11 protein-coding genes are annotated in these 13,200 nt (G+C 67.6%); 1 reads left to right on the forward strand and 10 read right to left on the reverse strand.

The genetic code is table 11. From position 1 onward, the window contains the following. Positions 1-61: 61 nt before the first annotated feature. The 9 genes from NDN16_RS01245 to mutS form a co-directional block, all read right to left on the reverse strand. Entirely contained in the window at positions 62-889 is an 828-nt protein-coding gene (locus tag NDN16_RS01245) for a lysophospholipid acyltransferase family protein (RefSeq protein WP_251111803.1), read from the reverse strand. Between the two features lie 7 nt (positions 890-896). After that, complete coding sequence (locus NDN16_RS01250; RefSeq protein ID WP_251111804.1) at positions 897-1,424, reverse strand: GNAT family N-acetyltransferase; 528 nt, start codon at positions 1,422-1,424, stop codon at positions 897-899. Positions 1,425-1,470: 46 nt separating this feature from the next. Next, positions 1,471-2,190, reverse strand: a complete 720-nt coding sequence (tsaB, locus tag NDN16_RS01255) for a tRNA (adenosine(37)-N6)-threonylcarbamoyltransferase complex dimerization subunit type 1 TsaB (protein WP_251111805.1) — start codon at positions 2,188-2,190, stop codon at positions 1,471-1,473. Positions 2,191-2,217: 27 nt separating this feature from the next. Beyond that, positions 2,218-2,796, reverse strand: a complete 579-nt coding sequence (locus tag NDN16_RS01260) for a NifU family protein (protein ID WP_251111806.1) — start codon at positions 2,794-2,796, stop codon at positions 2,218-2,220. Positions 2,797-2,872: 76 nt separating this feature from the next. Next, a complete protein-coding gene (locus tag NDN16_RS01265; RefSeq protein ID WP_251111807.1) occupies positions 2,873-3,364 on the reverse strand; it encodes a universal stress protein in 492 nt (163 codons plus the stop codon). 57 nt (positions 3,365-3,421) lie between these two features. Beyond that, on the reverse strand, positions 3,422-4,489 hold the full coding sequence (gene trpS / locus NDN16_RS01270; protein WP_251111808.1) for a tryptophan--tRNA ligase: 1,068 nt from the start codon (positions 4,487-4,489) through the stop codon (positions 3,422-3,424). A 52-nt stretch (positions 4,490-4,541) separates the two neighbouring features. Beyond that, positions 4,542-6,155, reverse strand: a complete 1,614-nt coding sequence (gene murJ / locus NDN16_RS01275) for a murein biosynthesis integral membrane protein MurJ (RefSeq protein WP_251111809.1) — start codon at positions 6,153-6,155, stop codon at positions 4,542-4,544. Continuing rightward, a complete protein-coding gene (locus tag NDN16_RS01280) occupies positions 6,152-8,983 on the reverse strand; it encodes a [protein-PII] uridylyltransferase (protein WP_251111810.1) in 2,832 nt (943 codons plus the stop codon). The genes murJ and NDN16_RS01280 overlap by 4 nt, the downstream gene beginning before the upstream one ends. Before the next feature lie 37 nt (positions 8,984-9,020). Continuing rightward, entirely contained in the window at positions 9,021-11,732 is a 2,712-nt protein-coding gene (mutS, locus tag NDN16_RS01285) for a DNA mismatch repair protein MutS (RefSeq protein WP_251111811.1), read from the reverse strand. A gap of 205 nt (positions 11,733-11,937) precedes the next feature. Between mutS and NDN16_RS01290 the strand changes: the two genes are divergently transcribed. Next, positions 11,938-12,213: a DUF1236 domain-containing protein gene (locus NDN16_RS01290; protein ID WP_251111812.1), complete on the forward strand. Its 276-nt coding sequence runs from the start codon at positions 11,938-11,940 to the stop codon at positions 12,211-12,213. Between the two features lie 3 nt (positions 12,214-12,216). On the opposite strand, the gene NDN16_RS01295 is transcribed toward NDN16_RS01290, so the two are convergent. Beyond that, positions 12,217-13,107: a GNAT family N-acetyltransferase gene (locus NDN16_RS01295; RefSeq protein WP_251111813.1), complete on the reverse strand. Its 891-nt coding sequence runs from the start codon at positions 13,105-13,107 to the stop codon at positions 12,217-12,219. Positions 13,108-13,200 lie beyond the last annotated feature (93 nt).

Genomic DNA, 13,200 nt, shown 5'->3' on the forward strand with positions numbered 1-13,200 from the left:
TGCCGGCAAGCCGGCCCACGTCCTTCAATATCGGCCCGATGAGGCGGCTGCGCAAGCGCCCTCAGGTTCCGTCCCCATGCTTTGCGATGCTTTCCTGCCCGCGCCGGCCGTAGAGGCTGGCCTCCAGCATGGCGCGGACGCCGGCCTCGCACCGCCGCGCCACGACCTTGCGGTCCGAGCCTTGGGAGAATTCGACCGGAGCCCCGAACGAAACCTCCACGTCCACCGCGCCGCAACGCAGGAACGCCAGGAGATGCGGCATCAGCGCGACATGCCCCGGCCAGGCCGCAAGCGGACGCCCATGGAAACCCAGCGGCAGCCCGTGCGCGTGCGTATAGGCCACCGACACGGGTTGAATCAACACACGATCCTGGCCGGCGCCCGGCAAGGCGGCCTGGGCCGCGCCGAACAGCGCCGTCTTGAAGGGCAGCACCCGGTTGCCGTCCGAGGTGGTCCCTTCGGCAAACAGCACCATGACGTCGCCCGTGCGGAGCCGCTCGGCGATGGACGCTGCCTGCCGGCCGGTCTGCCGCCGCTCGCCCCGCGTGACGAAGACCGTGCGCTGCAGCCGGGCGAGAACGGAGAATACGGGCCAGGTGCCGACTTCGGACTTGGCGATGAAGCTGAGCGGCATGACGCTGCCCAACGCCACGATGTCCGCCCAGGACTGATGGTTGGCCGCGATCAGCAGCGGGCGTCCGGCCGCGGGCCGACCGCGAACATGCACGCGCATGCCGCACAGGCGGGCGGCGATTCGGTGCCACAGGAAAGGCAATCGCCTCGCCAGCGGCCACTCGAACCGCATGGCCAGAAGCTGCAGGGGCGCAAGGACGGCCGTCAACCCGGCAAGACCGAGCGCGACGACAGCGATTCGCAAACGCCCCGGCAAAGCGCCCTCAGCCGCGCAGGGAGCGCTTCATGATCAGCGCACTGGTGCGCTGGCCATCCGGACCCGGATAGTAGGCAGGGCGGCGGCCCACCTCCTCGAAACGCAACCGGCGATAGAGCGCCAGCGCGGGGGCATTGGTTTCGTCGACTTCGAGAAACAGGGCCAGCGCGCGTTCGGCATGAAGATGCTGCAGGACCATGTCCATCAGCAGGCGCCCGACGCCCTTGCCCCGCGCGCTTCGGTCGACTGCGATGGTCAGGATTTCAGCTTCGTCCACGACAAGGCGCGCCAGGACAAGTCCCTCCGGCGCGCGATGGCCGGGCCGGCGCGCGACGAACCCGAACGTGCCGGGCTGGGCGATCAGCGCCGCGAACTCCTCTTCCTCCCAGGCATGGGCGAAGGCGCCGCCATGCACCGCCGCCACGGCGGCCAGATCCTGCTCCGTGTCGAGCCCGGTCGCGACATAGGAACCACCCTGCCCCATGAGCCCCTCCCAGAATGCCAGTGTCCAGTGCCAGGGAAGATGCCAAACCATGCGCGCCCCTCGGGAAAACCCCTTCGGTCATCCTGTAGAAGCGGTTTCAGGCGGATGGAAGACCCAATCGGACGATTCCGGCGACAGGGGCCTGCGGCTTCGCATCAGCCCCGCGCAGGTAGAGCGGACGCACCGCCTCGCCCGGCTGCCGGGTCGCCGCGATGGCGCCGATCGCGGCCATTTGCGGAAGGCCTTCGTAATCGTGAAGCTGCGCAAATCCGCCGGCGATCAGAGGCGCGAGGAGTTCCGCCCCGGAGCCGGCGACATGCAGCAGCCGGCCGTCACGCGGCGCAAGGGCGGCCGCCGCTGCCGGCGACAGTGCCGATGCGGGCGCCAGCTCATCGCCATCGGCGTCGTACAGCGCCGCGAAGACTTCGCCACGCCGCGCATCCTGCACGGCCAATACCGGCCCACCCTGCCGCAACCAGGGAAAAGCGAGAGCCTCCAGCGTCCCCACTCCGACGACTGCGATATCGAGCGCCAGCGCCAGGCCCCGCGCCGCCGAGATGCCGACGCGGAGCCCCGTGAACGAACCCGGGCCGACGGTGACGCCGATCCGGGACAGGTCCTGCATGACGATCCCGGCGCCGGCCAGCGCTTCTGCCACCTGGTCGAGCAGCAGTTCCGCATGCCCCTTGCCGACGAGGCTGTCGACACTGGACACGATCTGCATGGCCTGCATGTCGTAGATGGCCGCCGCGCAGCGCGCCGCGGCGGTATCGACGAGCAGGCAGTGGCGATTGTCGGACGATGGGTCGCGGTTCATTGCAGCCATTCCGGCCGGAACTTGCGGTCAGGCCGCGACGGCCTCGACCGCCTCGACCTCGGGCACGAAGTGACGCAGCAGATTTTCGATTCCGTGCTTCAGAGTCGCCGTGGAGGACGGACAGCCGGCGCAGGCTCCGCGCATGTTCAGGAACACGGTCCCCTCGCGGAAACCCTTGAAGGTGATATCGCCGCCGTCCTGCGCGACGGCAGGGCGCACGCGGGTCTCTATCAGTTCCTTGATGGTGGCCACGATCGACTCGTCGCCCGGCTCGTAGAACTCATCGCCGGCGTCCGAGCCGGACGGCACCTGGCCGGCATCGTCCGCCATGACGGACTGGTTCGACATGAAATGCTCCATGATGCCGGCCAGGATCGCCGGCTTCAGGTGCTGCCATGCGGTATCGCCGCGCGTGACGGTGATGAAGTCGAAGCCGAAGAACACGCCGGTGACGCCGTCGATGCCCATCAGGCGAGCGGCGAGCGGCGAGCGGCGGGCCGCGTCTTCGGCGTCGAGAAACTCGGCGGTGCCCTGTTCCAGCACCACGCGACCTGGCAGGAACTTCAGCGTCTGCGGGTTCGGCGTCGTCTCGGTCTGGATGAACATGGCTTAAGGGCCCTTGCGCGTCGGATGTGGTCAAGCGACATGTAGGCTCGGCCGCGACGGCGCGCAACCGCCGCGGTCAGGACAGGCTTTCGATCTCTTCGTCGGTCAGGGCGCCCGGCACGATCGTAACCGGGATGGCGAAGCCACCCGACCGTCCGGCAACGGCGGAGACGAGCGGACCCGGCCCCTCGTTCCCCTGGCTGGTCGCCAGCACCAGGATGGCGATCTCCCGGTCGGCTTCGATCAGCTTGTGGATCTCTTCTTCCTTCTTGCCTTCGCGCACGACGAGTTCCGGCTCGATGCCGACATCCGCGCGCAGGGTTTCGGCAATGCGCGACAGGCGCGAATCCGCTTCGGCCTGCGCCTCCGCCCGCATGATCTTCTCGACGCCGGCCCAGTGCTGGAACTCGTCCTGCTCGATGACGTAGAGGAAAACCGCGCCGCCGCCACTGGCCTTGGCGCGCCGCGCGGCGTAGGAGGCCGCCCTGGTGCACTCGGGCGTTTCGTCGATGACGGCCAGAAATTTTCGTTTGCCGCCTTCATGGCGGCCGATGCGTTTTGAAACCATGGCGGCAAAATGGCAGTCGCGGCGGCCGCCCGCAAGCGGGCAGCCGCCGTCTTCATGTCAATTGTCGATCAGCCCCATCAGCGCCTTCGTCTCGGCGATCGTTGCGGTCGCGATCTCGCGCGCCCGGCCGGCTCCGTCCCGCAAAGTCGCGTCGATACCGGCCGGATCTGCCAGAAGTTCGCGCATGCGCCCGGAGATCGGCGAGAGGACGTCCACCGCAAGCTCGGCCAGCACCGGCTTGAACTCCGAAAACTGACGTCCGCCGAACTCGGTCAGCACGTCCTGCCGGCTCTTGCCGGCCAGCGCCGCATAGATGCCCACGAGGTTGTCGGCTTCGGGCCGACCCGCCAGCCCGGCAATTTCGGAGGGCAGTCCATCCGGATCGGTCTTGGCCTTGCGGATCTTGCGCGAGATCTGCTCCGCATCGTCGGTCAGGTTGATGCGCGACAAATCCGAAGGGTCGGATTTCGACATCTTCTTGGTGCCGTCGCGCAGGCTCATCACGCGTGTCGCCGGGCCATCGATCAACGGCTCCGTCAGCGGAAACCAGGCATTCACCGTTTCATCGCCGATCGTCGTCGGCACGCCGACGCCGCGCTCGGCGATGCGTTCGGCGTAATCATGGTTGAATTTGGCGGCGATGTCGCGCGTCAGTTCCAGGTGCTGCTTCTGGTCTTCGCCCACCGGGACGTGCGTGGCGCGATAGGCAAGGATGTCGGCCGCCATCAGCGACGGATAGACGTAGAGCCCGGCCGAAGCCGCCTCCCTGTCCTTGCCCGCCTTGTCCTTGAACTGCGTCATGCGGTTCAGCCAGCCCAGGCGCACGACGCAGTTGAACAGCCATGCCAGCTCGGCGTGCTCCGGAACGCGGCTCTGGTTGAAGACGATATGCTTCTTCGCGTCGATCCCGGCGGCGATATAGGCGGCTGCAACCTCGCGGGTGGCGTGCTCCAGGGCCTTCGGTTCCTGGTAGACGGTGATCGCATGCAGGTCGACGACGCAGAAGATACACGGATACCGGTCCTGCAACTCGACCCAGCGCCGGACGGCGCCCAGATAGTTGCCCAGATGCAGGTTGCCGCTCGGCTGGACGCCTGAAAATACCCGCTGCGTGAATTCCGCCATGACGCTTCGTCCTTTCGTGACGGGCGTCTTATGGATCGCCGCGCCGCCGCGATCAAGCGCCGCGCGGTGGCCGCTTGAGACGCAGCAGCCGACCCACCATCTGTCGGTCCGCGCCCCCGGTCACGAGGCACAGCGCGAAATAGGCGGCCATCGCCATCAGTACCAGCACGCCGATGCCGGCAAGCTGCCGGTGCAGCCCAGCCGACGCGACGATCCAGCCGTCCAGAAGGGGCATGGAGAAGACCAGCAGTCCGCCCATGGCCAGGGCGGAGACCAGCAGCATCAGGCAACGGCGCAGAAGCGGCCGGTCGACGGCCCAGAGTCCGCGCGCATAGAGGCCATGAAACAGCAGAAGCGCGTTCAGCCAGCCCGCCAGCGTAGTGGCGAGCGCTATGCCCTTCTCTTCCATGACGAAGAAAAGGCCGACGGACAGAACGGTGTTGGCGACGGCGGACGCCACCGTGACCAGCATCGGCCGGCGCGTATCCTCCCGCGCGAAATAGCCGGGCGTGAACACGCGGATCATCACGAAGGCAGGCAGGCCCAGGGCATAGATGCCGAGGACGGCGGCCACCGCCGCCGTCGTGTCCGGGCCGAAGGCGCCGCGTTCATAGATGACGCGCACGATCGGCTCGGGAATGATGAACAGGGCGACGGCTGCCGGAAGGGTCAGGAACAGCGCAAACTCCAGGCTGCGGTTCTGCGTGTGCTGGGCTTCCGCCAGGCGCCCCCCCTTCAGGGCGCGCGACAGCTCCGGCAAGAGAACGACGCCGATGGCGACGCCGACCATGCCGAGCGGCAGCTGGTAGGGGCGGTCGGCATAGGTGAGGATGGACACCGCGCCCGGCTTGAACGAGGCGACAGCCTGCCCGACGAAGAGGTTGATCTGCGTGATGCCGCCGATCAGCGCCGCCGGGCCCGCCAGCGCCAGCAGCCGTTTCAGACCCGGCGTCCAGCGCGGACGCCGCAGCGCGATCGAGAAACCGGCCATGCGCATGGCGACGGCCACCATGACGAATTGCGCGACGCCCGCCGCAAGGACGCCCCAGCTCATCGCGAAGCCGAGCGTACGCGTGGTCTGGCCGGTCCAGAGCGCCCAGCCGAGGACGGCGATCAGGAAGACGTTCAGCAGCGCCGGCGCGGCCGCCGCCGCGAAGAACCGGCGATAGGCGTTCAGGATGCCGCTCACCATGGCCACCAGCGACATGGAGGCGAGATAGGGAAACATGATGCGCGAGAAGGCGACGGTTATGTCGAACCGGTCGGCGCAGCTAAGCGCCTGCGCGGCCGCCGCATCGTCGATGCACAGGTTGAGGCCGGGCGCGATGACGGTACGCACCAGGAACGGCATGAAGACGATGGCCGGAACGGTGAGCGTGAACAGCACCAGCGTCAGCGAAGAGAATATCTCGGTGGCGAAGCGCCGCGCACCCGCCTCGCCCTCTTCCTCGAGCGCGCGCGAGAACAGCGGCACGAAGGCGGCGTTCAGCGCGCCTTCCGCGAAGAAGCGGCGAAACAGATTGGGAAAGCGGAACGCCAGGTTGAAGGCATCCGCCACCGGCCCGATGCCGAGAGCGGACGCCATCATCATCTCGCGCGCAAAGCCGAAGATGCGCGATACGAGCGTCGCGCCGCCCACCGTCGCGAATTTGGATACGAGGCTCACGCGCTTGCCAGTCCGGACATCAACGGGTTTCGATTTGCCGTCCCCGAGCTCAACTCTCCCTCGGCGCTCTCTAGCACGGAGGCCAGCCGCCGCTCGATCCGCTCGAGGCGGTTTTCCCCGGTGATCTTCAACCCGATCAGATCGGTGACGTAGAAGACGTCCACCGCCTTCTCGCCATAGGTCGAGATATGGGCCGAGCGGATGTCGAGGTTGAGATCGGAGATCGCGCCCGTCAGGTCGCTGAGCAATCCGGGCCGGTCCAGCCCCTCCACCTCGATGACCGTGAGCGCGTTGGACAGGGCGTTGTCGATCCGCACCTGCGGCGCCACGGCAAACGTGGACAGGTCGCGCGTGCGGCGGCGCGCCAGCATCGTGGGCATGGCTTCCTTGCCGCCGAGAAGATCCCTGATATTGCGCACCACGCGTTCGGCGCGGCGCAACTCGTCCTCGTCGTCGGGGAAGGCGCGGCTGATGGTGACGATGTCCAGGGCGCGCCCGTCCACCATGGTGAACACCTGCGCGTCCGCGATATTGGCTCCGGCGGCGGCGCAGCCGCCCGCGATGATGGACAGAAGACGCGGATGGTCCGGCGCGATGACCGTGATCTCCGTCATGCCGCGGAAGCGGTCGGTCCGGATGTCGGTGGCCAGCGAAGCGCTTTCGGTGCCGTGGATGAACTCGGCCAGCCGCACCTGGTCGTCCAGCGGCACCGTCAGGAAGTAATTGTCGTAATGGCTTTCGAGCGCCGCCTTGCGGTCCGCCTCCGGCCATCCGGCAAGCCGGCCCTCCAGTTCGCCCCGCGCCAGCGCCACGCGGTTGGACCGCGACATCTGCGTGAAGCCGCCCGTCAGCACCGGCTCCGTCTCCCAGTAGAGCGTTCGGATCAACTGGCCCTTCCAGCCGTTCCACACACCCGGCCCCACGGCGCGAATGTCGCATACCGTCAGGATGGTCAACAGGCGAAGGCGGTCCAGCGACTGCACCTTCTCGGCGAAATCGAGGATGGTCTTACGGTCGTTGAGGTCGCGCTGCTGGGCCACCATGGACATGGTCAGATGCTCCTGCACCAGCCATTCGACCAGCTCGGTCTCGCGCTCGTCGAGCCCGAAGCGCGGGCACAGGCGGCGCGCGATCGCGGCTCCGGCGATGGAATGGTCCTGCGGGCGCCCCTTGGCGATATCGTGCAGCAACAGCGCCACGTAGAGTGCCGTGCGATCCTTGATCGTGCCGATGATGCCGGCGATCAGCGGCAACTCGTCGTGATACAGGCCCCGCTCGATGCGCGACAGGATGTCGATGGAGCGCAACAGGTGCTCGTCCACCGTATAGTGGTGATACATGTTGAACTGCATCATCGCGACGATGCGGCCGAAATCGGGGATGAAGCGACCCAGCACGCCTGCTTCGCTCATGCGGCGCAAGTGCAACTCGGGGTTGATGCGATCGGTCAGCACATCGACGAAGAGGCTGTTGGCCTCGGCGTTCTCGCGCAGGTCCGCATCGATCAGCCGCAGCGAGCGGCGCACCAGCTTCAAGGCGTCGGGGTGGTATTCCAGTTCATGCCGCGCCGCCAGGCGGAACATGCGGATCAGGTTGACCGGATCGTCGGAGAAGACCGTCCGCGACGCGACGTTGATGCGTCCATTGTCGATCTGGAAGGCCAGCGTCCCGGGGATCGACCGGGAGCGGCTGCGCAAGCTGCCCAGCAGGCGGACCATGCCCGAGGGCGGCTTGGCGTTTTCCTCTTCGAGCGCCGCGCAGAGGATGCCGGTCAGGTCGCCGACATCCTTGGCGATGAGGAAGTAGTGCTTCATGAACCGCTCCACCTCGCGCAGGCCGGGGTGGGTGCTGTAGCCGAGGCGGTCGGCGATCTCGGGCTGGATATCGAAGGACAGCCGCTCTTCGGCCTTTCCCGTCAGGAAGTGCATGTGGCAGCGGACGGCCCAGAGGAAATCCTCGGCCTTGTCGAATATGCGGCCCTCCCGCCGCGACAGGACGCCGGCCGTCACCAGCTCGCCCGGCGTGCCGACGCCGTAATGATACTTGGCGATCCAGAACAGCGTGTTCAGGTCGCGCAGGCCCCCCTTGCCTTCCTTGACATTGGGCTCGACCAGATAGCGCGTATCGCCCGAGCGCGCGTGGCGGGCATCGCGCTCGGCCAGCTTGGCGGCGATGAATTCGGCGCTGGTGCCGGCGACGATCTCCTTGTCGTAGCGCTGCGACAATTCGTCGAAAAGCGCCGCGTTGCCGACGATCAGTCGTCGATCCAGGATCGCCGTCCGAATGGTGAAGTCGCTTTGCGACAGCCGGATGCATTCCTCGACCGACCGGGTGGCATGACCGACCTTGAAGCCGAGATCCCACAACAGATAGAGCAGGTATTCGGCGCACTGCTCTCCCAGCGCCGTCTGCTTGTAGGGCAGCAGGAACAGAAGATCGATGTCGGAACCCGGCGCCAGCGTGCCGCGCCCGTAGCCGCCAACCGCCAGCACGCCCACGCGTTCCGCGGCGGACAGGTTCTGCGCCTCGAAGACATGGTCCAGTGCGAATTCGCTGATGACGCGGATCAGGATGTCCTGGAGCAGGCTGATGCGCCGTGCGCACAAAAGGCCGCTGCCATCCTCGAACAGCATGCGCTCGGCCGCGGCGCGCCCATCGTCCTTCGCCTGGCGCAGACGCTGCAGCAAAGCGGGGCGGCTGTCCCCCCGCGCCGCGCCGATCGCGGCAAGGTCCGCGGTCAGTCTGTCGACGTCGACGATCTCGGCGATCCGAAGCTGGTCCGGAGCATGCGATCCGTCGAGGCGGGGTCGGGCATCGTGGGAGGCCATGGATATCCTTTGTGCGTCCGAACGGCCGCACGGCGCTCTATAGCCCCTTTCGCCCCTGGGGCAAAGCCGCCGAGCCTTCCAGCCGCTTCAACTCGTACAGGGCATCCATCGCCTGGCGTGGCGTCATCGCGTCCGGATCCAGCGCCTTCAGCGCCTCCAGCACCGGCTCGGTCCTTGCCGACGCCGCTGCGGGAGCGGGCTTCGCCAGCATGGAAAACAGGGGCAGGTCGTCCACGAAGGCAGTCCGCTTCTCGCCTTGCTCGCCCTTCTCCAGTTCCGAAAGCACATGGCGCGCACGCTCGACCACGGCGGCCGGAAGGCCCGCCAGCCGCGCCACCTGGATGCCGTAGGAGCGGTCGGCGACGCCCGGCTTCACCTCATGCAGGAAGATCACTTCCCCTTCCCACTCCTTCACGCGCATCGTCGCGTTGCTAAGACGGCCGAGGCGCGCGGCAAGCGCCGTCAGCTCGTGGAAATGCGTGGCGAACAGCGCGCGGCAGCGATTGGCCTCGTGCAGGTGCTCGACGGCGGCGAAGGCGATGGACAACCCGTCATAAGTTGCCGTACCGCGCCCGATCTCGTCCAGGATCACCAGCGTACGCGGACCGGCCTGGTTCAGGATCGCGGCGGTCTCGACCATCTCCACCATGAAGGTGGAACGGCCCTCTGCAAGGTCGTCGGACGCCCCGACGCGGGAGAAGAGGCGGTCGACGATGCCGATGCGCGCCTTGGTGGCCGGCACGAAAGCACCCATCTGGGCCAGAACCGCCATCAGCGCGTTCTGCCGCAGGAAGGTGGACTTGCCGCCCATGTTGGGGCCCGTCAAAAGCCAGATCGCGCCGCCCTTGCCTCCGGACCCGGCCGGTGGCGACAGGTCGCAGTCATTGGCGACGAAGCCCTCCCCGCCGGCGGCCTTGAGGGCCGCCTCCACCACCGGATGGCGGCCGCATTCGATGCAGAAGGACAGGGTATCGTCCACCTCCGGCCGGACCCACGCGTTGCTGCGCGCCAGATCGGCGAGGGCGGACGACACATCCAGCACCGCCACGCCGTCGGCCGCGGCCCGCAGCGCCGGCATGTCGGCCAGCACCGCCGCGCGCAGGTGGTCGAACGCCTCCAGCTCCAGCTTGAGCGCAGTGGACCCGGCCTCCACGATGCGGGCTTCCAGATCGGCCAGCTCCACCGTGGCGAAGCGCATTGCGTTCGCCATGGTCTGGCGGTGCGTGAAGCCCGCATATGAGCCCAGCAGCGACTTGCCCTGCGCCTCCGGCACCTCGATGAAATAGCCGAGCACGTTGTTGTGCTTGACCTTCAGGCTTTTGACGCCGGTTTCCTCGATATAGCGCGCCTGCAGCGCCGCGATATACTGGCGCGACTCGTCGCGCAGGGCGCGGGCGTCGTCCAGCGGGCCGATCGCCCCGCTTGCGATGAAGCCGCCGTCGCGCTTCTGCAACGGCAGTTCGTCGGCCAGCATGGCTGAGAGCAGTCGCTCCAGCGCGGCCGGTACGGCGGCGATGGCGCCAAGGGCGGCGGCAAGTTCGGCGGGCATGTCGGCCCCTGCCATCAGGCCCTGCAACTGGCGGAACCGGTCGAGAGCCTCGCGCACGGCGCCGAGGTCGCGGGGGCCGGCCCGGTCCAGCGACAGGCGGGACAGCGCGCGCTCCAGATCGGGCGCGCCCTTGACGGTCAGCCTGAGGGCCGTGGAGATGGCCGGCTCGCGACAGAAGAACCCGACCGAGTCGTGCCGCTCGCGGATGGCGGCGGGGTCGGTCAGCGGCTGTGCCAGACGCGCCGCCAGAAGCCTTGCGCCCGCCCCCGTCCGCGTCCTGTCGATCGTGGCGAGCAGGGAGCCCTGCCTGCGGCCCGACAGGGTGCGCGTCAACTCCAGGCTGGCGCGGGTCGCCGGGTCGATCAGCATGGTCGAGCCCGGGGCGACCTTGCGCGGCCGCTCCAGCGCCGGCCGCGCCGAAAACTGCGTCTTGCCGAGATAGGACACCAGCGCAGCAGCGGCCGAAAGCTCGGCCCGCGAGAACGCGCCGAATCCGGCCAGGGTCGAGACGCCGAAGAAGCGACAAAGCCGCTCGCCGGCCGTCGCACCGTCGAACAGGACCGACGGTTCGGCCCGGGCCGCGCGTTGCAGGCGGCGCACCAGCGGCGCGATCTCGGCCTCGTTGGCAAGCTGGTCGGGATAGATGAGCTCGCTCGGCTCGAGCGCCGATAAATCGGTGGCCAGCCTGTCGCGGTCGGTTCCGGCGATGCGGAAATGGCCGGTCGAGAGATCCGTCCAGGCTATGGCGTACTCGGCGCCGGGCCCGCTGCCGCCCAGCCGCGCGACGGCTGCAAGGTAATTGGGGCGGCCCGGCTCCAGCAGGGTTTCCTCGGTGATCGTGCCCGGCGTCACCAGCCGGACGACCTCTCTGGCGACGACCGATTTCGAGCCGCGCTTCTTCGCCTCCGCCGGATCTTCGGTCTGCTCGCAGACCGCGACGCGGAAGCCTTCGCCGATCAGGCGCTGAAGATAATCCTCGGATGAAACGACCGGAACGCCGGCCATCGGGATATCCTCGCCGCGATGCTTGCCGCGCTTCGTCAGGGCAATTCCGAGCGCCGCGGCCGCCTTGACCGCGTCATCGAAGAACAGCTCGTAGAAATCGCCCATCCTGTAGAACAGGAGACAGTCCGGATTGGCCTCCTTGATGGCCAGATACTGTGCCATCATGGGCGTCGGGGCGGTGTCCGCTTCGCTCATCGCAAGGTCCGGGGTAAGAATGCGCTCTGCCTCATGCCGGACTTCTATCCGCCGAGCTCCGGCGTGGGAAGCGGCGGCGGCGCCTCGTCCACATCAACGGACGGGTTCTTGCAGCCGGGCGCAAACGCACGATATGAGCAGGCGGCGTTCATGCCGCGTTCAGCGGCGGATGCTAGTTTCGGGTCGGTTCGAAGGGATGGTTGGAATGGTGCGCAAACTCGGCTTCGCTCTGGTCGCCCTCTGTTGCCTGACGGGCGCCTCCCTGGCGCAGGATTCCGCCCCGTCGATCTACGACTACGCCCTCCAGCACCCGACGGAAGATGCCCGGCTTCCCTCGCCTCCGTCCATCGGCGCCTCGGTGCCGCAATCGGTGGAGGTGCATCAGGCCGAAGGCGGCAACGGGGTCTACGGCTACTTCTATTACGAAGGCCGGCCCGTCGTCGTGGACATGACCACGCGTTCCATCGTTCGCGTCGGTTAGCGCCTAGGCCGCGAAGCGCCCCGCATCCTCTCCGTAATGGCTGACATAGCGCGCGCTGATCCGTGAAACGGGCAGGATGACGAGGACGTCCGTCGTACCGAACTGCGCATCCACCACCGCGCCATCCCCGATATAGCCGCCCAGCCTGAGATAACCCTTCAGGAGCGGCGGAAGCCCTCCGAGGGCGCGGCGCGGGTCCAGGCAGCGGCTGGCGCCCATGGCGACGTGGCGATGCGGAAGGGCGCTGACCTGCCATTCGTCGGGGGCGGACGCGGTCTCGCGCAGGAAGGACAGGGACGTCTCCAGGATGGCGGGGTCCGTTCCGGCCAGGGATGCGCAGCCGAACAGGACATCGATCCGGTGCCGCAGCACATAGGCCCAGATACCCTGCCAGAGCAGTTCCACTGTCCGCTTGCCGCGATAGTTCTTCAGGACGCATGAGCGGCCGAGTTCCAGGAATCGCTTGTGCGGGTGGCGCCTGACGAGCGACCCGATCTCGAATTCCTGCTCGGTGTAGAAGCGCCCGCCGACAGGCAACCTCTCCTGCCGGAGCAGGCGATACGTGCCCACGATCTGCTGCGCGGTGCTGCCGGGCAGACTTTTGTCCAGCACGATCAGATGGTCGCAGACCCGGTCGAACCCGTCCTTGTCGAGGCGCGTCACCCGTTGAAGGGCTGAGGGCTTCGCCCCGCCCTGATTGTAGAAGACTTCGTAACGCAATGCCTGCGCGGCCCGCACCTCCAACCGGGATGCCGCGACGCGGACCTCCAGGTCGCCGATCCGGCCGAGCGCCGGCTCGGCATGCGGCGGGCCCGGCCGGCGCAGCCTGTTCGGCAGGAGTCGAAGGACCGGGAACCCCCGGCGGGTTCCTCCGTCCGCACGATAGACGCTCATGATCCGTATCCCCCAGTCATTCGCGCCAGGACGCGGGCGAATGCGGATCCTCGTCTAGCGATGGATCGCAAAACTTTGATGACCGCGCCCCAA

This window comes from Aureimonas altamirensis (genome assembly GCF_023702225.1).
Lineage (GTDB): Bacteria > Pseudomonadota > Alphaproteobacteria > Rhizobiales > Rhizobiaceae > Aureimonas > Aureimonas altamirensis_B.